Below are 25,030 nucleotides of genomic sequence, written 5' to 3'. Positions count from 1 at the left end.
CTCAGCTCGCCGCCAGCGTGCGCCTGACCGCCGCGACGATGCGCTCGACGCTGGGCAGGTATTTCATTTCCAGGCGGAACAGCGGGATATGCGTGTCGTAGCCGGTCACCCGTTCCACCGGCGCGACCAGGTCGTACATGGCGTGCTCGGCCAGACGCGCGGCGACTTCGGCACCGAAGCCCGCCGTGCGCGGCGCCTCGTGCACGATGACGCAGCGGCCGGTCTTCTTCACCGATTCGTGGATGGTGTCGAAATCCAGCGGCTTGAGCGTCGCCACGTCGATGACTTCGGCGCTGATGCCTTCCTTCGCCAGCGCATCGGCCGCTTCCAGCGTTTCCTTCACCTGCGCGCCCCAGGTCACCAGGGTCACGTCGCTGCCGTCGCGCAGCACGAAGCAGACATCCAGCGGCAAGGCTTCGCCGTCGTCAGCGACCTCTTCCTTGTACTGGCGGTAGATGCGCTTGGGTTCGAAGAAGATGACCGGATCGGGATCGCGGATCGCCGCAAGCAGCAGGCCGTAGGCGCGCGAGGGCGAGGACGGCATCACCACGCGCAAGCCTGGTACATTGGTAAAGATGGATTCATTCGCTTCCGAGTGATGCTCCGGCGCGCGGATGCCGCCACCCCAGGGCACGCGCAGCACCAGCGGACAGGTCAGGCGGCCGCGGGTGCGCGTACGAAAGCGCGCCGCATGGCAGACGATATGGTCGACCATGGGATAGACGAAGCCGTCGAACTGCGCTTCGGCCACCGGCTTCATGCCTTGCGTGGCCATGCCCACGGCCACGCCGGCGATGGTGGTTTCGTCCAGCGGCGTGTCGAGTACGCGCACCGGGCCGAATTTTTCGCTCAGGCCGGCGGTGGCGCGGAACACGCCGCCGTTCACGCCGACATCTTCGCCCAGCACGATCACCGACGCATCGGCGGCCATCTCGTGGGCGAGGGCCATGGTGATCGCTTCGATCAGGGTAATTTGCGCCATCAGGGAACGCTCCAGAATCTGTTTGCTCGCCTGCTGTCGCGGCCAATGCGCGGCGGCAGGTTCCAGCGCCGGCATCGCCCGGCGCCGCGGACGGTCAGCGCTTTTCCAGCGCCAGCACCTGCGCGCGTTGCTGCTGCAGGTCTGGCGGCAGGTCGGCGTAGACGAAGTCGAACATGGCCTCTACCGGCTGTACCTTGGTTTCGAGGTAGGCGTTCACTTCCACGTCGACGATCTTTTCGCACTCGGCCTTCCAGGCTTCCTCGTGCTTGTCGCTCCAGGCTTTCTGCGCCACCAGGTACGCACGCAGGCGCTTGAGCGGCTCGCGCTCCCAGGCAGCCTTCACTTCGCCGTCGGCGCGGTAGCGGCGCGCATCGTCGGCGGTGGTGTGGTCGGACAGGCGATAGGTGACGGCCTCGATCACCATGCCGCCGTGGCCGTGGCGGGCGCGCTTGATCGCGTAGTCCATGGCGGTGCGCATGGCGATCAGGTCGTTGCCGTCGACCTGCAGGCATTCCAGTCCGGCGGCAATGCCTTTCTGTGCCAGCGTCTTGGCGCCGGTCTGGGCGCTGCGCGGCACCGAGATCGCCCACTGGTTGTTCACGATCACGCTGACGTAGGGCAGGGTCTGCGCGCCGGCCATGTTGATCGCGGCGTAGAAGTCGGTCTTGGACGAGCCGCCGTCGCCGACCACGCTGACCGCGACGCGCGGTTCCTTGCGGATCTTGAACGCCAGCGCGGCGCCGGCCGCGTGCAGGCACTGGGTGGCAATCGGCACGCACCAGGGAAAGTCGTGCGCCGGGCCGGAAAAGTCGTTGCCGCGCTCGTCGCCGCCCCAGTACATCAGTACTTCGCGCGGCTTCACGCCGCGCACGAACTGGGCGCCGTACTCGCGATACATCGGCGCGAACACGTCGTCGATGTGCATGGCCGAGCCGATCGCGACATGGGCCGCCTCGTGGCCCAGGCAGGACGCATACGTGCCCAGCTTGCCGGTGCGCTGCAGCGCCACCGCCTTGCTGTCGAACACGCGCACGAAACTCATGGTTTTATACAGCTCCACGAGTTGCTTGGCGTCTTTGGCGAACTCGGGCAGGTCGTTGCGGACGAGCTTGCCTTCCGCGTCGAGGTATTGCAGGTATTCGATTTCGAAACTGGCGGCGATGGACACGAAAGCCTCCGCAGATTTGATCCAACGAGTGGCGCAACAGGGCGAGCAGCGGCAATAAGCCGGCGAAAACGCGGTGGCGCAGGGCTGGCCGCGTCGGTGACCGGTGCGCGCGCAGATCCAGTGCTGCAGCGGAACGCGCCAGTCGAAGGGTTGCCTTGATAGCAAGGCGACCCCGGCGAAGCAAGATCGGGCGCAACAAAACGCCGCCGTCAAGAGCCAGCCGAAACGGCATAGTAGCCGGTACTGCGGCCCTGATCGCGTATGCTTGTCCGGATAACTTTGCGGAGTTGCGGGCGTGACCGACACGATCAAGCGCGAACTGGAAGCCGGCATTACCACCGACCTGAAGGACCGGGTCAGCTACGGCGGCTATCTGCAGCTGGACACCTTGCTCTCGGCGCAGCTGCCGCTGTCGCAGCCGCAGCACCACGACGAGCTGCTGTTCATCATCCAGCACCAGACCTCGGAATTGTGGATGAAGCTGATCATCCACGAGCTGCGCGCCGCGATTGCGCACCTGGCCGAGGACGACATCGATCCGTGCCTGAAGATTCTCGCCCGGGTCAAGCAGATCCAGCGCCAGCTGTTCGAACAATGGGCCGTGCTGGAAACGCTGACGCCGTCGGAATACCTGCAGTTCCGCCATGTGCTGGGGCCGGCATCGGGTTTCCAGTCGCATCAGTACCGCAGCATCGAATTCCTGCTGGGCAACAAGAATGCCGACATGATCGCGGTGTTCGCCCATGCGCCCGAACAGCAGCAGCAACTGATGCAGATTCTGCAGGCGCCCAGCCTGTACGACGAATTCCTGCGCCATCTGGCGCGCAAGGGCCATGGCGTACCCCAGGTCTGCGTGCAGCGCGACTGGTCGCAGCCCTACCAGCGCCATCCGGAACTGATCGATGTGTTCCGCCGCATCTACGAAAACACGGAGCAATACTGGTCTGCCTACCATCTGTGCGAGCAGTTCGTCGACCTGGAAGAGAGTTTCCAGCTTTGGCGTTTCCGCCACATGAAGACGGTGGAGCGCATCATCGGCTTCCGCCGCGGCACCGGCGGTTCGTCTGGCGTGGCGTTTCTCAAACGCGCGTTGGAGCTGACTTTTTTCCCGGAACTGTTCGAAGTGCGCACGGTGATCGGCAGTTGAGGCCGGGCCGCCACGGCGCAGCGGCGGCCTTGCCGGCGCCGCCGTGGCAGCGCTTGGGCAAGCCCGCGGACGCCTTTGTGCAAACGGTTTATGTCGCAGCGCAGCAAAGCGCGGGTTTGACTTGGCACAGGCGCAGCGGTTAAAGATTTGGCTCTTTCGTCGCGCCGCCAAGCGGCTCCACGACTCTTTTTCCACCCAATCAGCAGGGGATCCACCGCATGAGCGGTTCTGCCACCACGGGCGAGCAGCCCGCGCCGCCCGATTTTCCACAATTCATGGGGCATCCCAAGCCGCTGTGGATGCTGTTCATGGCCGAGTTCTGGGAGCGCTTCGCGTTCTACGGCATCCGCTGGGCGCTGGTGCTGTATATCGTCGCGCAGTTTTATGACGGCAACCCTGCCGGCCAGGCTGCGGCCAACCTGACCTACGGTTCCTACCTGGCCCTGGTCTATGCCGGTGCCATCGGCGGCGGCTATGTGGCGGACCGCATCATCGGCTACCAGCGATCCATCCTGGTCGGCGCCGTGTTCATGGCAGCCGGGCTGTTCATGATTTCCATCCCCAACCAGGAAATCTTCAAACTCGGCCTGGCCACGATCATCGTCGGCAACGGCATGTTCAAGCCGAATATCTCGACCATGGTCGGCAAGCTGTATGCGCTGAGCGACCTGCGCCGCGATTCCGGCTTCACCATCTTCTACATGGGCATCAATGTCGGTGGCTTCACCGCACCCATCATCACCCAGCTGCTGGCGGAGAACGTGTTCGGTACCGGCGGCATGCCCTCGTACAAGGTCGTGTTCATTGCCTCGGGCATCGGCATGCTGCTGTCGCTGGTGTGGTTCTACTTCGGCCGTGCCCAGCTCAAGGGCATCGGCGCACCGTTGCCGGAAGCACCGGGCCGCGAGCGCGTGTTGTACGTGATCATCGGCGCCATCGTGGTGATTCCGCTGGCCTATTTCCTGCTGGCACTCGGCGCCGAAACGCTGCAGTGGGTACTCACGGCGATGTTCACGGCGCTGGCAGTGACGCTGATGATCGAAGGCATCAAGAACGGTGCCGTCGCGCGCGACAAGACCATCGCGATGCTGATCATCTTTGCCTTCAATATCCTGTTCTGGATGTTCTTCGAGCAGGCCGGCAGCTCGTTCACCTTCCTGGCCGAAAGCATCGTCGAGCGCAACCTCGGCTGGATGGTGTTCCCGACGGCCTGGTTCCAGAGCGTCAACTCCCTCGCCATCATCGCGCTGGCGCCGCTGGTCGCCTGGGTCTGGGTGGCGATGAAGAACAGCAACCCCATCATCCCGCGCAAGTTCGCCCTCGGCCTGATCTTCAACGGCCTGGCCTTCCTGCTGCTGATGTATGCGCTGACCCACCTCGTCGACGGCAACAGCAAGATTCCGTTCTGGACCCTGTTCATGGTCTACGTGATCCAGTCTGTTGGCGAGCTGTGCCTGTCGCCGATCGGCCTGTCCATGGTGACCAAGCTGGCGCCGGTACGCCTGGTCGGCTTCGGCATGGGCGGCTGGTTCCTTTCCACCGGCATCGGCAACAACCTGTCGGGCATCTTCGCTGGGCACGTCAGCGGCGATTCGGGCATGAGCGTGGGCTCGGCGCTGTCGGGCTATACCTTCGGCTTCTGGGCGCTGCTCGGTGCCGGCGTGCTGCTGTTCCTGGTTGCGCCGCTGATCAACCGCCTGATGCACGGCGTGCGCTAGCGCCAGTCTGCCGCAGCCGGGGCCAGCGCCTGTGGGCTGCAATGTGGCATCGGCGACCGATGCAAATTCTGTACAACGCCACGGCCCGGTCATTCCGGGCCGTGGTTTTTTGGCGAGGTGAATACGCATGACCGCAACGACGACTCCGGCCCCGTTCCAGCCGCCGCCGCCCGGCGAATTCCTCGGCCATCCGCGGCCGCTCTGGATGCTGTTCGGCGCCGAATTCTGGGAACGCTTCGCCTACTACGGCATGCGTGCCTTGCTGGCGACCTATGTCGCGACCACGTTCTTCAGCCTGCTGCCGGCCGGCGAGGCCAAGTCGGCCGCCAGCCTGACCTACGGCGCCTATACCGCGCTGATCTATGCCACCGGCCTGTTCGGCGGTTTCGTCGCCGACCGCTATCTGGGCTACCGGCCGTCGATCATGCTCGGTGGCGCGTTCATGGCCGCCGGCCTGTTCCTGCTGCTGATTCCCGAGCTGCACTGGTTCCTGGTCGGCCTGTCCATCATCGTGGTCGGCAACGGCCTGTTCAAACCGAACATTTCCACCATGGTAGGCAAGCTCTACGCGCCGGAAGATGCGCGGCGCGATTCGGGCTTCACCATCTTCTACATGGGCATCAACGCCGGCGGCGCACTCGCGCCGCTGATCTGCGGCACCGTCGTCGGCGCGCTGTACGGCTACAAATGGGGCTTTTTCTGCGCCGGCATCGGCATGATCCTCGGCCTGATCATGTTCCATTGGCTGCGCGGCTGGCTGGGCCATATCGGCGAATCGCCGCAACCGGCACGGAACTTCGCGCGCATGGCCAAGGTGGCGCTGGGGTGCGTGGCCTGTGTGCCGCTGGCCTATCTGCTGCTGAGCAAGGCCGATCTGGTCGGCTACATCCTGCTGCTGCTGTTCGCCGTGCTGAGCGTGTATTTCATCGGCAGCAGCCTGCGCAGCGGCGACAAGGTGCAGCTGCACCGCTATACGGCCATGCTGCTGCTGTTCCTGGCCAAGATCCTGTTCTGGGGCATGTTCGAGCAGGCCGGTTCCAGCCTGAACTTCTTCGCCAAGGACCACGTCGAGGCGCCGTTCGATTTCACCTTGTTCCAGTCGTTCAATCCGCTGTTCATCCTGCTGCTGGGGCCTGTGTTTGCCTGGCTCTGGCCGCGTCTGGAAAACAGCCATCTGAATCCGTCGGTGCCACGCAAATTCGCCATTGCGCTGCTGTTCGTCGCGATCGGCTTCACCACGCTGGTGCTCAGCATCAAGTACCTCGACGACGGCAGCGGGCATATTCCCTGGCTGATGCTGACCCTGGTCTACGTGTTCAACACCATGGGCGAGCTGTGCCTGTCGCCGATCGGCCTGTCGATGGTGAGCAAGCTCGCCGCACCGAAGGAAACCGGCATGGCCATGGGGGCCTGGTTCCTCTGTTCGGCCATGGGCAACTGGGTGGCGGGCAAGGTGGCCTCGGTCGCGGTGGCGGCGGACATCGGCATTTCCGGCTATATCGAAACGTATTCCTTCATCGCCTATTCCGGCTTCGGCATGGGTATCGCGTTCCTGTTGTTCGCGCCGTTGATCAACAAGCTGATGCACGGGGTCCGCTGACAGCCAGCCGCCCCGGGATGGCCCGGGGCGGCTGGATGGCGATGCGACTACGGTCGCCGGCCACGACGCGGCGGATTTTTCGCTAGAAATCCAAAACTCAATCGAATCCATTCGTGAACAAGCGGTCCGCTGCGCCGACATTGAGCGTGACCGGCACCGCCACCGGCTTGCCGGCGGCGGAGGTCAGGCAGATCGCGCCGCGATGGCTGCCGTTGCCCAGGCTGCCGGCCGTTAACGTTGCCTGCAGCGGCGTGGCGCCGTCGGCGGCGAGCGTGCCGCTGGCCGGGCTCAGTGCCAGCCAGGGTACCGGCGTGGCGCTGGGGGCGCAGGCGTCCAGGCCGATCAGGTCGAGTTCGATCAGCGCATTGAGGCGCGCGGACACACCGCCGAACGAAGCCAGCAGCCGCGGGTCTTCGGCACCGCAGGCGTCGGCAGCGATATAGCCGTTGGCGCTCTCGCCGGCCACGTTGTAGCCGAGGTAGAACGCGTTGCCGAGCTGGCCGCCGTCGGCGGAGTAGACCGAAGCCACCAGTACACGGTCGCGTGCCACGTGCAGCGGCTGATCGAAGCGCACGGCGACACGGCCCAGGGTGCTGTCGGCAATCTGCACGTTTTGCTCGCGCAGCAGGCGCATGTTGGCGAACAGCATGTCGCCCTGCAGTTCGTAGACCCGTGCCAGCACGGTCTGTGTGCCGCGCTGGGAACTGGCCAGCTCGACCGCGAAACTCATGCCGGCCACGCTGACCACTTCGGCCGGATCGCTGCGCTGGTTCAGGTCGAAGCGGCGCAGGAAATGGTTTTCCGTGGTGAAGCCCGAAGGGTGGGTACAGGCAAACAGCGGGCCGTCGATCGGTGTCGGCGACTGGGTCTGCGACAGCGGCAGGATAACCGGCACGGTCGGATCGCCGCCGCTGTGTGCGCTCCAGTTACTGCCCAGCGCACCGCCGTTGAGCAGCTGCACGGTCTGCGTCGCTGTCTGTGCCGGAGCGACGCTGGCCTGCAGCGCGGCCGGATCGGTCCTCAGGCAAGGCAGCAGCGCACGCAGGCCGAAATCGGCAACGGTCGCTGTTGCGGCGCTCAGGGCCAGGCTGCGGACTTCGGAATCGCGATGGTCGGCTTCGCGCACGCTGATCGAGAACGGCCCGTCGCCCGGTGGCAGCCAGTAGCGATAGTTGCCGTCGGCGTCGCTGCGAATGTGGAATTGTCTACCGAGGCGATCCTGGATGCTCACGTCGGCGCCGGGCAGCGGCGTTGGCTGCAGGTCGCAGCTGCCCAGGCTGCGCACCGTGCCGCTGAACCAGCCGTAGCTGGCCGGCGCGGTCACGTTCATGCGTGCTGTCAGGCTGCCATCGAACGGCCAGGCGTAGGGCGTGTCTTCGTCCAGCTGCATCACCACGCTATAGACGCCGGGCTGGGCGATCTGGCGTGCGTCGAACGTCGCCTGCAGCTCGCGGCTTTCGCCGGCAGCGAGCGTGCCGCGTTCGGGGCTCAGGTCGAGCTGGCTGCTGGTGCTGACGCCGCTGAGCACGTGGAACTGGTCGACGATGATGAAGTTGCCGGTCGAGGGCGTCACCGCATGCAGGCGCACGCGCACGTCGCTGCGGCCGGCATAGGTGGAAATGTCGATCTCGATCAGCCGGCCCGGGCCGAAGCCGTCGATGTCTTCGCTGCGCGTCCATACCGTCGTCCAGCTGGTGCCGCCGTCGGTGGAAACATCCACGTCCAGGCGCGGCTGGCTGAGGCCCATGAACAGGGCGAGGACGAACGATACCGAGGCCCGGTCGCTGCCGCTGAGGTCTACGGCGGGTGCGATCAGCTCGGCATCGGCGATGTCGCCGGCGGCGATGCAGGCGTCCGTGTCCAGTTCCACAGCGGTGCCGTTGCCGCCGGCGTAGTTGAACCAGACCGGATCGCGCCGCGCCCAGCTGCAGGCATTGCCGCGGGTGACCACGCTCCAGCCGGCGGGCGGGAAACTGCCTTCGAAATGTTCTTCCAGCAGCGCGGTACGGAAAAAGTACTGCGCCGCGACGCCGCCGGTATTGCGCACCACGAACGGCGCGCTGGCGGTGCTGCCGAGTACCACCTGGGCAGTGGGGCCGCCGGGCGGATACAGGCGCAGGCGTGCAGCCGGCAAGGCCAGCTCGGCCGCCTGGGTGGCGCCGCTGGCGATGCCTACGCTTTGCTCGCTGTCGGCATAGCCCGCCGGCTGGCTGCCGCGGCTGGCTTTCACCGCGGCCTGGCCGGCGCTCGCATAAATGGCGTAGAAGCCGGCGCCGGTGCTGGGATCTTTACTCGTAAAACTGTGTACAGGTGGACCGTTGCCGATGCGCACCTCGGCGCCGTCCAGCGCCGCGCCGGTGTTCGCATCGCGGACATGGCCGACCAGCAGTCCGCCCTGGGCCGGTGCCGTGCAGCCGCCGACCACGCGCACGTCGTCGATGCCCCATTGCGGCCCCACCGCCTGCCATTTCGGCGTGCTGTTGTCGTTGCTGTGCCAGCGGATACGCGCGTTCGCCGCGCCGGCCAGCGGCTGCAGATCGACGGCCAGGTCTTGCCAGACTGCGCCGGTGCCGAAGGCTGGGCCCACCAGGGCGCTCAACGCCATCCAACTGGTGCCACCGTCGCGGCTACCCTGGATCGAGCCCGTGCCGGAGACCGGATCGAAGTAGCTGGCATAGCGCAGCACCGGCGTGGTTTCGCCGGCCAGGTTCAGTACGGGGCTGAGCAGGTAGTCGACGCTGCCGTCGTTGTCGCCGAACTCGTCGGCCGGATCGACGTCGGTGCTGGCGGCAAAACGGCCATGCGCCGGGAAGGCACGCCCGCTCGGCGAAAGTTCGCCGCTGTCGCCGAAGCGCCAGCCGATGCCGGCGCTGCTGCGGTTCCAGCCGCTGGGCGGTGCGCTACCGTTGCTCTCGAAGCCTTCGGCGTGCAGCTGGCGCGCATAGGCGTAGCCCGGTGCGGTGCAGCTGACGCGGTCGGCGCTCAGTGCGATATCGCCGCTGCCCAGGTTGCCCACGTCGGCGAATTCGCGCGTAGCGGGGTGATAGCCCGGAATATCGCTGTCCACGTCGAAACGGAACGGCGTGCCGGCGGGCAGGCGCACCGAATAGGTGCCGCTCTGCGGATCGCTCCACGCCGCGCCGCCCGGATAGCCGCCGATGACCAGGCGCGCGTGCAGCGGCCAGCCGGTGTCGGCATCGCGGACGCGGCCGGATACCTTGTGCATCGGTGCTGCGGCGAGAACTACATTGTGCGTGGTGGTCGCGCCGTTGTGCACCAGCACGCCGGCTTCGCTGCCGCTAAGAAAGCCGTAGGCGGAAACGCGCACGCTGTAGCCGCCTTCGACCAGGCCCGGTACGCCACGGATGTACGAGCCGTCCGGTTCGCTGCGCAGCTGGTACAGGCGCTGGGTCGCGTCGACGAGGATATCGATGGTGGCGTCGCCGATGGGCCGGCCCTGGGCGTCGCGCACATGACCGCCGATGGCGCCGTGCGGACCGCAGCGCGCGGCGGCGGCATCGACGGCGGCGGGTGCATCGATTTCGCCCCAGCCGGTGGCGTAGTTGGGCACGTTGCCCAGGCCCGGCGCCGGTTCGCCGCCGCTGTCGTACGGCAGTGGCCGCGCTGTCTGCATCAGCAAGGTGCCGAGCGTGGCGTAGTCGCCGCGCAGGCATTCGCCGGCTTCGATCATCAGCGCGAACACGCCGGCCACATGCGGTGCCGACATCGACGTGCCGGTCAGTTTTTCGTAGGTATCGACGGTACCGTTGAGCGGCACCGACGAACGAATCAGCACGCCCGGCGCGACCACCTGCGGCTTCAGCTGCGCAAAGCCGCGCGTATCGGGATAGTGCGGCAGGCCAGGGCTGACCGCCGTCGTCGGTCCCCACAGCGAATGCGCGGCGTACTGGCCGTTGCTGCGGCCGGTGGAGCCCACCGTGAACGCCGCGGCCAGCGAGCCCGGTGCGGTCGCGGTCGACAGTCCGGGCGGCTGCGGCAGTTCGCAGTTCTGCGTATTGCCGACGGCGAACACGGGCAGTACGCCAGCGGCGACCCAGGCCTCGACCATGTCCTGGTAATAAGATTCGCCGACGCCGTTGCAGGTGCCTACGGTCATCCAGGAATTGTTCACAATGTCGGCACGCAGGTCCGGGTCGGGCTGGCTGCCGTCGGTGCGCGTCGGTGCCAGCATGAACTGGAAGCAGCCGGCCAGTACATCGGCCGGCGTGTCTTCGCCCAGGCCCAGGCAGGTGATCCATTTTGCGCCCGGCGCCACGCCGATGCGTTCGCGCCGGGCGGGGTCGGCGTTGCGGTTGTCGCCGAGCACGATGCCGGCGACATGGCTGCCGTGCTGGCCGGTCAGATACGGTTCCGGCAGATGTATCGGCGAGGGGTCGTACCAGTTGTAGTCGTGCCGCACGCCGCTGGCAGTAGTGCCGCGGTATTGCGCGCGCAGCGCTTCGTGTTCGGGCCAGACGCCGGTATCGATGATGCCGACGGTGACGCCGTTGCCGGTGGTGCCTTTCTGCCAGACGCGGTCTGCGCCGATATGGCGCAGGTTTTCGCTGATGCCGCCGGCCGCGGCCGCGCCGCTGGCTTCGCGCGCTTCGGGCCTGATCGGCTGCACGCGGGGCAGCGGACCCAGGCGCTTGACCTCGGCGAAACCGCTGGCGCGCTGCAGGCTGGCCAGGTCGCCGTTGCGTACGACGATGGCGTTCTTGATCCACAGCGGATGGATGCTGGCGCCACTGGCGCTCAGCGCCTGGCGCAGCTTGGCCTGGCTGCGTTCGGCGGTGTCGCGCAAGGTGGTGTAGACGTAGCGGCCGCGATCACGCCAGTTCATGGCATAGGCGGCCGACAGGTCGGCGCGTTCGCTCAGCTCGATCAGGAAATCCTGTCGCTGGCCGTCGGACAGGCGTTGCAGCAGGTTGGTATCGCTGATCGCCACCAGCCGGGCCGGGCTATGCGGTATCGCGGGCGAGCGGTGCGGGGCGCCCGCAGGTCCCCAGCCAGGGGTTTCCGGCGGCGCGGCATTGCTGATGCCGGCGCCGACGACCAGCGCGGCGGTCAGCGCGGCCTGCAGCAGAGAGGAAAAACGCGACCGTGAATCCGGCCGGGGGGCGACGACAGCCATGGTTCTGATCCTTGCGGCGGAAAATAACCGTCGCAGGCTAGGGACGGGGCTGGGACAGCGCATTCGCCGGGTCTGACGGCAGGCTGTGTTTGCGCTGTAGGAAAACCGAATAGCAGCTGATGCGGACTTCAGGTGTTGCTGCAATTGCGCGCTGGGGCTTTTGCGCGGCGATCACGCCTGCAGGGCAGACGCTGCCGCTGGGCGCCAGGCTGTTCTGGACATCGTGGCGATGTGTGCCGCGGCAAGCGCGGCGTGTCCCGGCCAGTGTCGGGGCGGACATCGCTCGCACGAATTTCCGCGCGGAGGCGAACACCATCCCAACCCAGACCCTCCCCTTGAAGGGGAGGGCTGAAGCCGCGGCGCGCTTCGGAGGAGAGGGGGGCCTGGCTCCAGCCCTCCCCTTCAAGGGGAGGGTTGGGTGGGGATGGTGTGTTTGAACGATCAACTGCAACAGCTGCTACCGCGCTTGCTCGAACCCGTTCGAGAAAATCGCATCGCTGCCGCCGACGCGCAGATTCACCGGAATCACCCGCGGCTTCGCCTCGCCCGTCGCGGCCAGGCACAGGCTGCCGCGATAGTCGCCGTCGCTGGCGTTGCCGGCGGCGATCTGCGCCTGCACCGCCACGTTTGCATCGGCGGCCAGCTGGCCGCTGGCGGGACTGACGCCCAGCCAGGCCGCCGGCGTTGCGCTGCTGCCGCAGGGATCGGCGCTCATGACTTCCAGCTCCAGCAGCAGGGCCAGCTCGCCCAGGCGCGGATCGACGTTGCCAAACGGCACCGGTTCGCTGAAGCCGCAGTCGGCCATGGCCGAATAGCCGGGCGCGCTCTGTCCCTCGCTGTTGAAGCCCGGGAAGAAGGTATTGCCCACACCGCTGCCGCTGGGTGCATGGATGGCGGCGACCAGCACGGTGTCGCGCGCCACGATCAGCGGTTCGGCGAAACGCACCGAGAAGCGCTGCAGGTCGCCGTCGGCAACCGTCACGTCCTGCTCGCGCAACAATTGCATATTGGCAAATTTGAATTCGCCGTTGAGCCGGTACACGCGCGCATGCACGGTCTGCGTGCCGCTGGCCGAATGCGCAGTGTCGCTGGCGAAACTCATGCCGGTAATGGTGGCGATCTGGGCGGTATCGTCGCGTTCGGCCAGGGGGAAGACGCGCAGGAAGTGGTTCTCCAGGGTCAGCCCGTTGTTCGGATTCAGGCAGGCGGTGGAGAAGTTGGGCTCCACTTCTGCCGAGACGGTCTGGCTCAAGGGAAGGGGCTGGCGCAGCTGCGGATCGCCGCCGCTGCGCAGGCTCCAGCCGGTGGCGGCGGCGCCGCCGTTCATCAGGTGGAAATCCACCTGTGCAGATTGTCCATTGGCTACCTGGGCGGAAAGCGCAGCCTGGTCGCTGAGCAGGCAGGGCAGCTGCGCGCGCAGGCCGAAGTCGGCGGCGGTCTCGCCGCCGGCACTCAGCGCGACGCCGTTGCGTACCGCGGCGACGTGGCCGCCGGCACTGACGGCAACGCTGAACGGACCGCTGGCGGCGGGCAGCCAGTAGCGGTACTTGCCGTCCGCATCGCTGCGCGTGCTGAAGGCCGTGCCGGCGGCATCGCGGATCGTCACCTGCGCATCGGCCAGGTTTGCCGCCTGGATATCGCAGGCGCCCAGGCCTTGCACACGGCCGGCGATGGCGCCGTAGCTGGCTGGTGCGGTCACAGTCATGGTGGCGGCGATGTCGCCGAACGGCCATTCGTACGGCGTGTCTTCGGCGACGCGTACCGGCACCTGGTAGACGCCGGGCTGGGCGATGCCGCTGGCGTCGAAACTGGCCTGCAGTTCCTGGCTGGCGCCAGCGGCAAGGCTGCCGTAGTCGGGTGCCAGGTCTACGCGCGGGCTGGCACTGAGCGCATTGAACAGATGTATCTGGTCGACGATGACCCAGCCATAAGGCGGCGTCGCCTCGAAATGAAAGCGCACGCGCGCATTGGCCGCACCGGCGTAGTCGCTCAGGTCGATCTCGACCAGGCTGCCCGGACCGCTGCCGCTGAGGTCTTCGCTGCGCGTCCACACGGTATGCCAGCTCGCGCCCGCATCGGTGGAGACGTCGACATCGAGGCGCGGCTGGTTCAATCCAGAATTAAACAAAGATACAAAGAAACCGAGCGAGGCGGTGTGGCTCTGGCTCAGGTCCAGGGGCGGGCTGATCAGGTCGGCATTGCTGCCTGTCGCCGCGCCGTCGCAGGGGTATAGCTGCACCGAAGCGGCCTGGCCGTCGCCGCCGGCATAGTTGCCCTGGTTCGGTGCCAGTAGCTTCCAGGCGCAGTCGTTGCCGTGGTTGATCGTGCTCCAGCCGGTTGGCGGGAAGCTGCCGTCGAAATGCTCTTCCACCGCCACGCCTTCGAAACCGAAGGCGAGCGGCGAGGTACCGGTATTGCGCACGGTGAACGGCGCGCTGGCGCTGCTGCCCAGTACCACGCTGGCGGTGGGGCCGGTGGTGGGATACAGGCGCAGGCGCGCGGCGGGCAAGGCCAGGTCGGCCGACTGGGTACTGCCGGCGGCTACGCTTTGCGTGCGGCTGGCATCGGCATAGCCGGCCGGCAGGCTGCCGCGGCTGGCCTGCAGCGTGGCTGTGCCGGCACTGGCGGCCAGGGCGTAGAAACCCGCGCCGACACCGCTGTCTTCGCTGCGGAAGCTGTGCACGCGGGTTGCACCATTGCCCAGGCGGACTTCGGCACCGTCCAGCGCGGCGCCGGTATTGGCATCGCGCACATGGCCGATCAGCAGGCCGGTTTGCGTCGGTGCGCGGCAGCCGCCCTGTACGGCGATGTCGTCGATGGCCCAGACCGGGCCCAGGCTCTGGTTCTTGTCGCTGCTGCCGTCCTCGGTATGCCAGCGCAGGCGCGCATTGGTTGCGCCGGCCAGCGGTGCGAGGTCGACCACTTCGTCGCTCCAGGGCTGGCCGTAGTCGCGGTGCTGCGGCGTGCCCAGTGCCACCCAGCTGACGCCGCCGTCGCGGCTGCCTTGCACCGTGCCGGCGCCGTCCCAGTTCTGGAAGAAGCTGGCATAGCGCAGCACCGGCGCGGTGACGCCGGCCAGGTTGAACGCCGGCATGGTGAGGTAGTCGTAGCGGCCGTCGTTGGCCCAGCCGCCGTCGGCGCCCAGCGATTCGTTGCTGGCAGCAAAGTTGCCGTGGGCGGTGATGACAAAGGCCTCGCTGGACAGCTGAGTGCTGTCGCCGAACTGCCAGCCGATGCCGGCGCTGCTCGCGTTCCAGCCAGGCGGCGTGGTCGCGCCGCTGGCCTGGAAATCCTGCTGCAGCAGCTGGTTTGCATAGGTATAGCCCGGCGCGCGGCAGGCGAGTGGGTCGGCACCGAGCTGGAAATCCTGCGTGGTGGCGCTGCCGACATCGGCAACGGCGCGGCTGCTGGCGGCATAGCCGGGAATGTCGCTGTCCACGTCGAAGCGATAGGCCGTGCCGGCCGGCAGGCGGATGGAATAGACGCCACTAAGTGGATCTGTCCACAATGGCTGGCCCGGATAGCCGCCGATGCGGATGCGCGCATGCAGGGGCCAGCCGGTGGCGGCGTCGCGCACGCGGCCGCCGACGGTATGCAGCGGCGCCGTGCCCAGCGTCACCTCGTGGCTGGTGTTCATGCCGTTGTGCACCAGCACGCCGGCTTCGGCATCGGGCAGGTAGCCGTAGGCGGAAACCTGTACCTGGTAGCCGCCGCCGGTCTGCGCCGGCAGGCGCCGTACGAAGCTGCCGTCGACATCGCTGACCAGATGGTAGATGCGCTGCGACGCGTCGACGAATACGTCGATGCTCGCGCCGGCGATGGCGCGGCCGGCACTGTCGCGCACATGGCCGCGCAGAAAACCCTGCGGACCGCAGGCGGCGGCCGCGGCATTCACCGCGGCGGGCGCATCGATCTCGCCCCAGCCCGTTGCGTAGTTCGGCACATCGCCCAGGCCCGGCGGCGGCGTGCCGCCACTGGCATAGGGCACGGCGCGCGCGGTCTGCATCAGCAGCGTGCCCAGCGTGGCGTAGTCGCCGCGCAGGCAGTCGCCGGCTTCGATCATCAGCGCCAGCAGGCCGGCGACATGCGGCGTCGACATCGAGGTGCCGGTCATCAGGCCGTAGCTGCCGTCGTCCAGCGCCGAGCGGATCGCCACGCCGGGCGCGACGACCTGGGGCTTCATTTGTGGAAAACCGCGCGGGTCGGGCAGGCCGGGCAGTCCGCTGCTGACGGCCTGGGTCGGACCCCAGACCGAATGATTGGCGTACTGGCCATCGTGATTGCCGCTGGAACCCACCGCAAACGAGGCGGCCAGCGAGGCCGGGCTGGCTACCGTGGACAGGCCCGCCGGTTCGGGCAGGTCGCAGTTGACTGCGTTGCCCTGGGCGAACAGCGGAATCACGCCGGCGGCGGCCCAGGCTTCGATCATGTCCTGGAAAAACGGCCGCGGCACGCCGTCGCAGCTTTCGCTGGTCGACCAGGAATTGTTGACCACTTCGGGGCGGCGGTCCGGGTCGGCGGCGCTGCCGTCGCGGCGGGTCGGCGCCAGCATGAACTCGCCGCAGGCGAGCAGGGCCTGGCCCGGATCGCCGTCGATGGGAAAGCCCTGGCAGGCGGTCCATTGCGCGCCGGGAGCGACGCCGATGCGCTCGCGCAGGGCCGGATCGGCATGGCGGTTGTCGCCCAGCGCGGTGCCGGCGACATGGCTGCCGTGGGCGCTGCTGGCCTGCGGCTCGGGCGAGCCGCCGAGCGGGTCGAACCAGTTGTAGTCGTGATCGTAGCCGCCGGCCACGGCGCCGCGGTACTGCGCGCGCAAGGCCTCGTGCTGGAAGGCGACGCCGGAATCGATGATGCCGATGGTGACGCCGTTGCCGGTAGTGCCCTGGGCCCAGACCTGGTCGGCACCGATCCACTGGATATTCGCGCCGATGCCGTGCGTAGCGGCTGCAGCCTTGCGCGGTACGGTCGGCAGCACCGGTTCGGCCTTGGGCAGCAGGCTGATGCGCTGTACCTCGCCGTAGCGGCTGGCCTTGTTGGCGCTGGCCAGATCGCCGCCGTGTACGACGATGGCGTTCTTGATCCAGTGCGCGTCGAAGCGTACGCCATCGGCGGCCAGGCTGCGCCGCAGCGCGGCCTGGCTGCGCTCGGCGGTGTCGTGCAAGGTCTTGTAGACATAGCGGCCGCGCTGCTGCCAGTTCATGGCATAGGCGGCCGACAGGTCGGCGCGTTCTCGCAGCTCGATCACATAGTCCAGGCGGCTGCTGCGCGCGAACTGGCGCAGCAGGCGGCCGTCGATGGCGGCACGGCTGGCCGCTGCGGGCAGGCCGGCGCCGGATTCGCTGCCGGCAGCCATGCCGGGGATGACGATCTGCGCCGGCTGCGGCGCCGTGGCGGCGCTGGCCGCGGCACTGAAGGCCAGCGCAGCGGCCAGGATCAGCGGCAGCGGCCGCAGGCGGGGCCGGAACGAATCCGGTCCGGGGGTTTCGACACGCATCGGAGTTCCTTACAGCAGTGGAATAGCCACTGCAGGCTAGTAGTCAGGCTGGCTACAGCGCATTCGCAGAACCTGATGCAGCCCTGTGTTTGTCCTGAACACCCGGCGCTTCAATGGTTTGCGTGCGCCCTTCGGCTCAGCGCGGGGTGTCGCCGGCGGGCGGCAGCGCATCCAGTTCGGCCGGGATGGGTCGCTCGGCCGCCAGGTGGCGCGCGCGCAGGATGGCCGCGCGCCAGGGCGCCGGCTCTTTCAGCGCGCGATACACCCGCGCCTGCAGCAGGGCGGCCTCGAACACGCTGTCGGCCCAGGCGGCACTGCGCGCGGCGACCACGCCGGCCTGGCCGGCCCGGTCGATCTCGATCAGCCAGCGGGCGTAGACGTCGCTCACGGCGAGCAGGTCTTCCGGCACGCGGCCGGCTTCTGCGGCGCGCAGGGCGGCATCGAAGGCGGCCGTCGCCGCGGCGTGGTCGGTCGGTGCCTGGGTCTCGGCCTCGATCAGCTGGGCGAACAGCTGCGCCACGGGGGCCGTATCGGCCGCGGCCCAGACGTGCGCCTGCTGCGCGGTGGCGCGCGCGGCGTCGTAGCGTTTGAGCGCGACCTGGGCGCGGGCCAGGTTCAGCCACAGGGCAGCCTGTTCGCGCGGCGTTTCGGCGGCCCAGCGACTCTGCAGCAAGGCCGTCGCCTCGCGTTCGGCCTGTTCGAAGCGGCCGGCGGTCACCGCGCGCCGCACGCCGATGACGCGGGCCGAGCCGAGCAAGGCCTCGTCGTGCGCCGCGCGCGCATCGGCCAGTGCTTCCTGCAACAGCGCATCGGCGGCAGCGTTCTGGCCGTTTGCCGCGAGGATTTCGCTGCGTGCCAGCTGGATATAGCGGCGCCATTGCGGATTCGGTTCGCGCTGCAGCAGTTCGCCCAGGCGCTGCTCGTCGGCCAGTGCGGCGGCCGGCTGCAACAGGCTGAGGCGGCCCAGGCCGGCGGCGACACGGGCGAACATTTCGTTGGTGAGGTCGTGGAACACCGCCAGCCGCCGCGCCGCGGCATCGAGCAGCGGCAGTGCCTCGGCAAAGCGGTCGCGGCGCGCATCCAGAATGCCGAGGTTGGCGTCGACGCGGGCCAGGCCCAGGCGATCGCCGACGCTTTCCAGCACCACGCGCGCGCGCGCCAGATCGGGCAAGGCTTCGTCGAACCGCTGTGCGGCGCTGCGCGCATTGGCCCGGCCGGTCAGGGCGCGGCCGAGTTCGAGGTTGGGCCGGCCATTGCCGAGCAGGGCGATCACTTCGTCGCTGCGCTGTTCCACCGCGGCATAGTCGTCGCGGCGGAAGGCGATATTGCCCAGGGCGTTGAGCACGCGGGCGCGCAGGATGGGGTCGTCGGCCGGCGACAGTTGCGCCAGCAGCGCATCGAAGCCGGCCTGGGCCGCATCCAGCTTGCCGGCGCGGAAATCCAGGTAGGCCAGGCGGAAGCGCACTTCGGGGCGCTGGCCCTGTTCGGCGTCGAGGGTTTGCAACAGCGCGCGCGCGCTGTCGATCTGGTCGGCCAGCACGGCGGCATCGGCCTGGCGCAGCACGCCGGACAGGGCGCGTTCGCGCGGGCCGAGCAAATCGTTTTCCGGCAGCGGCTCATAACCGAGCAGGGAGGCCAGGCGATCCGCCGCGGCGCGCGCGGCGTCCATCAGATCCTGTGATTCGCCTTCGGCGCGCAGGGCCGGTTCGCGGCCGTAGACCGTGCTGAGCGACACGCGCCAGTAGCCGGCGGAAAACTCGGCCTCGGATTCGATCACCAGGGCGGCCGAGGTGGACTGGGCCAGCTCGCGCAGCAGCGCCGGTGCCGGTGTGTCGTTGCCGAACTGGCGTGCCAGCGCGACCACGTTGTCGCTGGGTACCGTGGCCTGGCCGGCAGCGCGCAGGCGCTCGGCGACCAGGTCCATCACGCCCAGCCGCGCCCAGGCATAGGCCGGCTCGGCCTTGATGCGCACCGGCAGCACCAGGCCCAGGCTGGCGGCGGTATTCGCTGCAGGATTGCCGCGCGGGCGCAACTGCGTCAGGTACAGCCAGGCCAGCAGCGCAATGGCGAGCAGGGCGAGGGTGGGCAGCAGCCAGCGCGGCCAGCGTGGCGCCGTGGCGGGTGTGGGTGCAGTGCCCGGCGCGGGCGGCAGCGGGGCGCCGGCAGGTTCGGCGGCGGCTGGCGGCGGAATGTCCGAAACGGCCGCTGCAGCGGCCGTTTCGGCCGGTTCCGCGCTGCCGCTTTCCAGCACCTGTACCGGTGCCGCCCAGGAATAGCCGAAGCGCGGCACCGTGCGTACCAGGCGGCGTTCTTCGTCGGTATCGGCGAGTACCCGGCGCAGGCGCGTCATGGCCTGGTCGAGCAGATTGTCGTCGACCTCGGTGCGGCCCCAGACCGCGGCAATCAGTTCGTCCCGACCAACTGCGCGGTTGCGGTGCTCGACCAGGTACACCAGGCAGTCGAATGCCTTCGGCGGCAGGCGCAGCGGCGTCTCGCCCTGCCACAGCTCGCGCCGCGCCGGATCGAGCAGGAAATCGCCGAAGCGGTATTTGCACGGACTCATGCGCACGGTATGACGTGCAGCGGGCAGGGCTGTCAATCGGACCGATGGGAGTGGATTCGGCGCCAGGCAGCGTCGCTGCCCACCGCATTGCGACGGCGCCGCCCGGCAGTGGTGGACTATTTATAAACCTACAAAATTTCTATGGCGCTAGGGGCGGTCCACACCCAGCGCCTTCTCCGCCAGCAGCAGCTTCTCGATGATGCGCCCCAGCCACAGCTGCTCTTCGACATCCAGATGCGCCAGCAGCCGCTGCTCGTGCTGCAGCGCCAGCGGCGCGACCTCGTTGTAGACCTTGCGCCCCTTGGCCGTGAGGCTCAGCACCGACTGGCGCTTGTCATGATCAGCCGTCGCGCGGCGCACGCGGCCGTCTTTCATCAGTTCGGCGACGGCGCGGCTGACCGCCACCTTGTCCATGGCGGTACGCTCGGCCACCTCGCGCGCCGACAGGCCGTCGTAACGGCCGAGCACGGCAACGACGCGCCATTCGGTAATCGACAGCTGGAAGCGGTCTTCGTATTCGCGCGCAATCGCCTGGCTGACCGTGTTGGACAGTACCGACAGGCGGTAGGGCAGGAATTTCTCCAGTTCCAGCGGCGTGTTACCGGCCATGCGGCAGTATCCCTTGCAAATGGTTTCAGTTGAAACTATAACGGCGGCCTCACCGATGCAAGCCTTTGCCCAGGAGCCAGCCATGAGCGCCCAGCCCAATCTCGGCATGCAGCCGACCCAGTTCGAAAATCCCATGGGTATCGACGGTTTCGAATTCGTCGAATTCGCCGCCGCCGATGGTCAGCTGCTGCACGATCTGTTCCGGCGCATGGGCTTTACCGCCGTGTCCCGCCACAAGAGCCGCGCCCTGACCCGCTACCGCCAGGGCGGCGTGAATTTCCTCGTCAACGAAGAGCCCGGCACGTTTGCCGCTGACTTCGCCCAGGCCCACGGTCCCAGCGCCTGCGGTTTCGCCATCCGCGTGCAGAAGCCTGCCAGCTGGGTGGCCGAGCAGGCCGTCGCCAACGGCGGCAGCTTCATCGACCACAAGGCCGATAGCCGCGCAGTGGATACGCCGGTCATCAAGGGCATCGGCGACTGCATGCTGTACCTGGTCGACCGCTACGGCGACAAGGGCACGGTCTATGCCGACTTCGAGCCCATCCCCGGCGCCGAGCAGGAACCGGCCGGCTTCGGCCTCACCTTCATCGATCACCTGACCCACAATCTGTACTTTGGCAATATGCAGAAGTGGTCGGACTACTACGAACGCCTGTTCAATTTCCGCGAGATCCGCTACTTCGACATCAAGGGTTCCAAGACCGGCCTGGTGTCCAAGGCGATGACCGCGCCCGACGGCGTGGTGCGCATTCCGCTCAACGAGTCGTCCGATCCGAAAAGCCAGATCAACGAATACCTCGACCAGTACCACGGCGAAGGCATCCAGCACATTGCCTGCTTCACCGACAACATCTACGAAACCGTGGAAGCCATGCGCGCGGCCGGGGTGGCGTTCCTCGACACGCCCGACAGCTATTTCGAGGTGATCGACCTGCGCGTGCCCAACCACGGCGAAGACGTGCCGCGGCTGGCGCGCAATAAGATCCTCATCGATGCCGATCTGGAGACCAAGCAGCGCAAGCTGCTGCAGATCTTCACCCAGAATGCGATCGGGCCGATCTTCTTCGAGATCATCCAGCGCAAGGGCAATGAAGGCTTCGGCGAAGGCAATTTCCAGGCTTTGTTCGAATCGATAGAACGCGACCAGATGCGCCGCGGCGTGCTGTAATCGCCGGTCGGGCCGGCGCCACGGCGCCGGCCTGTTCGTCGCTTTGCACCGGTGCGCGGCGCGGCCGCGCGCTTCGCCCGTTTCAGGAAGATACCGCCTTGAACTACCTATCCGGCTTCGGCAACGAACACGCCAGCGAGGCGCTGCCCGGCGCATTGCCGGCCGGGCGCAATTCGCCCCAGCGCGTGCCCTACGGCCTGTATGCGGAACAGATTTCCGGTACGGCCTTCACCGCGCCACGGCATGCGAACCGGCGCAGCTGGCTGTACCGCCTGCGGCCGTCGGCGATGCACCAGCCGTTCGCGCCGTATGCGAGCACACGTTTCCACGATCGCTTCGACGAGGCGCCGGCGACGCCGAACCAGCTGCGCTGGGATCCGCTGCCGCTGCCCGCGGCTGCCACCGATTTCGTCGACGGCCTGGTGTCCTATGCGGGCAACGGTTCCGCCGCGGCCATGACCGGCCTGGGCATTCATCTGTACGCGGCCAACCGCTCCATGCAGGGGCGCTATTTCTACAGCGCCGACGGCGAACTGCTGATCGTGCCGCAGCAGGGCCGCCTGCATATCGCGACCGAATTCGGTGTGCTGCAGCTGGAGCCGCAGGAAATCGCGCTGATTCCCCGCGGCGTGCGCTTCCGTGTCGATCTGCCCGACGGCGAGGCGCGCGGCTATGTCTGCGAAAACTTCGGCGCGCACCTGCGCCTGCCCGACCTCGGCCCGATCGGTTCCAACGGCCTGGCCAATCCGCGCGATTTCCTTGCGCCGGAAGCGGCGTACGAAGACCGCGACGGCGAGTTCGAACTGATTGCCAAGTTCCAGGGCGGCCTGTGGCGGGCGGCTATCGGCCACTCGCCGCTGGATGTGGTCGCCTGGCACGGCAACCATGTGCCGTACAAATACGATCTGCGCCGTTTCAACACCATCGGTTCGATCAGCTACGACCACCCGGACCCGTCCATCTTCCTGGTGCTGACCTCGCCCAGCGACACGCCCGGTGTGGGCAATATGGATTTCGTGATTTTTCCACCGCGCTGGCTGGTGGCCGAAGATACCTTCCGGCCGCCCTGGTTCCACCGCAATATCGCCAGCGAGTTCATGGGCCTGATCCACGGCGTCTACGATGCCAAGGCCGGCGGTTTTGCGCCGGGCGGCGCCAGCCTGCACAACTGCATGAGCGGGCACGGCCCGGATGCGGCGAGCTTCGACAAGGCCAGCAATGCCGACGTGAGCAAGCCCGATCATATCGTCGCCACCATGGCCTTCATGTTCGAGGCGCGCGCGGTGATCTGCCCGACTGCCCAGGCGCTGGCCCTGCCGCAGCTGCAGCAGGATTACCACGAATGCTGGCAAGGCCTGCGCAAGCTTTTCGATCCGGCCAAGCCCTGAGCGGCTGCGGTCGGCGTCCCTTTATCCGGAGTCATCCCATGAAGTTAGCCAGTCTCAAGGAAGGCGGCCGCGACGGCACGCTGATCGTCGTCAGCCGCGATCTGTCGCATGCGCTCAAGGCCACGGCGGTCGCGCCGACGCTGCAGCGTGCACTGGAAGAATGGAGCACGCTGGCGCCGCGCCTGAATGCGCTGTCGGAACAGCTCAACCAGGCTGTCCAAGCCGGCCGCGTGGACCAGCTCGACGGCGCTTTCGCGCTGGACGTCGCGCGCCTGGCCTCGCCGCTGCCGCGCGCCTACGAATTCGTCGACGGCAGCGCCTATCTGCCACATGTGGAAAGAGTGCGAAAGGCGCGCAATGCGGAAGTGCCGGCCTCGTTCTATGTCGATCCGCTGATGTACCAGGCCACCAGCGCCGGCTTCTACGGCCCGCGCGACCCAGTGATCGTGCCCAGCGAAGCCTATGGCATCGACCTGGAAGCCGAGATCGTGGTGATCACCGACGACGTGGCCATGGCGGTGACGCCGGCCGTGGCGGCCGAGCACATCCAGCTGGTCGGACTGGTCAACGACGTGAGCCTGCGCAACCTGATTCCGGACGAACTGGCCAAGGGCTTCGGTTTTCTGCAGTCCAAGCCGCGTTCGGCGCTGTCGCCGGTGTTCGTCACGCCGGACGAACTCGGCGACGCCTGGCAGGACAGCAAGGTGCACCTGGCCCTGACCACGCATCTGAACGGCAACTGGTTCGGTGCGCCGGAAGCCGGCGTCGACATGCAGTTCAATTTTGCCCAGTTGATTGCGCATGCAGCCAAGACGCGGCCGCTGAGCGCCGGCACCATCGTCGGCTCCGGCACCATCGCCAACCAGGACACCAGCACCGGCGCTTCCTGCCTGGCCGAGCAGCGCGTGGTGGAAACCTTGCGCGACGGCAAGCCGGCCACGCCGTTCATGCAGTTCGGCGATCGCATCCGCATCGAAATGTTCGACCGCGCCGGCAACAGCATCTTCGGCGCGATCGAGCAGGTGATGCAGGCGCAGAACTGAAGCTGCCTGCATCGCGGAAAACGCAGGCTGCCAAAGAACGCCCGGCGCCGAAACACGCCCGGCGCCCAGGCACGTAGGGCGCCCAAGCACGTAGGGCGCCGATGAGCGCAGCGAATTGCGCCGCACGGCCTGGCCGCCAGCGTACAAAAGCGCATTGGTATCTCGCCGGACGCAAGCCCGGCGGCGAAAACGCACATTCGGCGCACTTGCGCTCATCGGCGACCCGCCATCGGCAGCCGATTGGCGCCGTTGCGGCAAGGGAGTAGATTCGGGCCGTGCCGGCGCCCATGGCCGGTCCGCGTGTCAGGGAGGGATGTCCATGTCGGCGGAAGGCTTGCGGCTTTACAGCTATTGGCGCTCCAGCGCTGCGTACCGGGTACGCATTGCGCTCAATCTGAAGGGGCTGCCCTACGAAATCCTGCCGGTGAACCTGGCCGGCAACGGCGGCGAGCAGCATTCGGCCGACTATGCCCAGCTCAATCCGCAGGAACTGGTGCCGACCCTGCTCGACGGCGGCCGCGTGATCCGCCAGTCCATGGCCATCATCGAATACCTGGACGAATCCTACGACGGCGAAACCAAGCTGCTGCCGCCGACCGCGCGCGACCGCGCCCGTGTGCGTGGCCTGGCCCAGATCGTCGTCTGCGATATCCATCCGATCGGCAACCTGCGCGTGCTGCAGTATCTGGAGCGCGAGTTCAACACGCCCTCGGTGGAGCGCGAGCGCTGGTCGCGCCACTGGATACGCGAAGGCTTCGAGGCGTTCGAGTCGCTGCTGGCGGAAAATCCGGCCACCGGCCAGTTCTGCGAAGGCGACGATCCCAGTCTTGCGGATGTTTGCCTTGTTCCACAGGTATATAACGCGCGGCGCTGGGGCGTGGACCTGGCGGAGTTTCCGACCATCGCGCGGATCGAGACGGAATGTCTCAAGCTGCCGGCGTTCGAGCGGGCGCGGCCGGAAAACCAGCCGGACGCCCCGTAGCGACCGCCTGTTTCGCGGCGACGGGAAGCCGTGC

13 protein-coding genes are annotated in these 25,030 nt (G+C 67.4%); 7 read left to right on the top strand and 6 right to left on the bottom strand.

The window, feature by feature from the left end; all coding sequences use genetic code 11:
- Window position 1 precedes the first annotated feature (1 nt).
- Both DFR29_RS02410 and pdhA read right to left on the bottom strand, forming a co-directional pair.
- Window positions 2-982, bottom strand: a complete 981-nt coding sequence (locus DFR29_RS02410) for an alpha-ketoacid dehydrogenase subunit beta (RefSeq protein ID WP_341829844.1) — start codon at window positions 980-982, stop codon at window positions 2-4.
- A 94-nt stretch (window positions 983-1,076) separates the two neighbouring features.
- Window positions 1,077-2,150 carry a pyruvate dehydrogenase (acetyl-transferring) E1 component subunit alpha gene (pdhA, locus tag DFR29_RS02405; RefSeq protein WP_133816948.1) on the bottom strand — a complete coding sequence of 358 codons (1,074 nt, stop codon included), beginning with the start codon at window positions 2,148-2,150 and terminating at the stop codon, window positions 1,077-1,079.
- Between the two features lie 295 nt (window positions 2,151-2,445).
- Here pdhA and kynA point away from each other — a divergent pair, with 295 nt between their 5' ends.
- From kynA to DFR29_RS02390, 3 genes are all read left to right on the top strand, one after another.
- Window positions 2,446-3,297, top strand: a complete 852-nt coding sequence (gene kynA / locus DFR29_RS02400; RefSeq protein ID WP_133816947.1) for a tryptophan 2,3-dioxygenase — start codon at window positions 2,446-2,448, stop codon at window positions 3,295-3,297.
- A 218-nt stretch (window positions 3,298-3,515) separates the two neighbouring features.
- A complete protein-coding gene (locus DFR29_RS02395) occupies window positions 3,516-5,015 on the top strand; it encodes a peptide MFS transporter (protein ID WP_133816946.1) in 1,500 nt (499 codons plus the stop codon).
- A 127-nt stretch (window positions 5,016-5,142) separates the two neighbouring features.
- Entirely contained in the window at window positions 5,143-6,615 is a 1,473-nt protein-coding gene (locus DFR29_RS02390; protein WP_133816945.1) for a peptide MFS transporter, read from the top strand.
- Window positions 6,616-6,712: 97 nt separating this feature from the next.
- Here DFR29_RS02390 and DFR29_RS02385 read toward each other — a convergent pair whose 3' ends face one another.
- The 4 genes from DFR29_RS02385 to DFR29_RS02370 form a co-directional block, all read right to left on the bottom strand.
- Window positions 6,713-11,749, bottom strand: a complete 5,037-nt coding sequence (locus DFR29_RS02385) for a S8 family serine peptidase (protein ID WP_166653821.1) — start codon at window positions 11,747-11,749, stop codon at window positions 6,713-6,715.
- Between the two features lie 457 nt (window positions 11,750-12,206).
- Window positions 12,207-17,243, bottom strand: coding sequence for a S8 family serine peptidase (locus tag DFR29_RS02380; RefSeq protein ID WP_133816943.1), 5,037 nt, complete (start codon window positions 17,241-17,243; stop codon window positions 12,207-12,209).
- Between the two features lie 136 nt (window positions 17,244-17,379).
- Window positions 17,380-19,806, bottom strand: coding sequence for a winged helix-turn-helix domain-containing protein (locus DFR29_RS02375; protein ID WP_133816942.1), 2,427 nt, complete (start codon window positions 19,804-19,806; stop codon window positions 17,380-17,382).
- A 147-nt stretch (window positions 19,807-19,953) separates the two neighbouring features.
- Window positions 19,954-20,415 (bottom strand): MarR family winged helix-turn-helix transcriptional regulator, encoded by a 462-nt coding sequence (locus DFR29_RS02370; RefSeq protein WP_133816941.1) that lies wholly within the window; start codon window positions 20,413-20,415, stop codon window positions 19,954-19,956.
- An 82-nt stretch (window positions 20,416-20,497) separates the two neighbouring features.
- Between DFR29_RS02370 and hppD the strand changes: the two genes are divergently transcribed.
- The 4 genes from hppD to maiA all read left to right on the top strand — a co-directional run bounded on the left by hppD (window position 20,498) and on the right by maiA (window position 24,996).
- On the top strand, window positions 20,498-21,583 hold the full coding sequence (hppD, locus tag DFR29_RS02365) for a 4-hydroxyphenylpyruvate dioxygenase (protein ID WP_133816940.1): 1,086 nt from the start codon (window positions 20,498-20,500) through the stop codon (window positions 21,581-21,583).
- Window positions 21,584-21,681: 98 nt separating this feature from the next.
- Window positions 21,682-22,971, top strand: a complete 1,290-nt coding sequence (hmgA, locus tag DFR29_RS02360) for a homogentisate 1,2-dioxygenase (RefSeq protein WP_133816939.1) — start codon at window positions 21,682-21,684, stop codon at window positions 22,969-22,971.
- 38 nt (window positions 22,972-23,009) lie between these two features.
- Complete coding sequence (locus DFR29_RS02355) at window positions 23,010-24,014, top strand: fumarylacetoacetate hydrolase family protein (RefSeq protein ID WP_133816938.1); 1,005 nt, start codon at window positions 23,010-23,012, stop codon at window positions 24,012-24,014.
- A gap of 319 nt (window positions 24,015-24,333) precedes the next feature.
- Complete coding sequence (maiA, locus tag DFR29_RS02350; protein WP_133816937.1) at window positions 24,334-24,996, top strand: maleylacetoacetate isomerase; 663 nt, start codon at window positions 24,334-24,336, stop codon at window positions 24,994-24,996.
- Window positions 24,997-25,030: the final 34 nt, after the last annotated feature.

The sequence above is a fragment of the Tahibacter aquaticus genome, assembly GCF_004363655.1.
Taxonomy (GTDB): Bacteria; Pseudomonadota; Gammaproteobacteria; order Xanthomonadales; family Rhodanobacteraceae; genus Tahibacter; species Tahibacter aquaticus.
The sequence above is the reverse complement of the archived record's forward strand: the minus strand, read 5'-3'. Positions and strand labels throughout refer to the sequence as shown.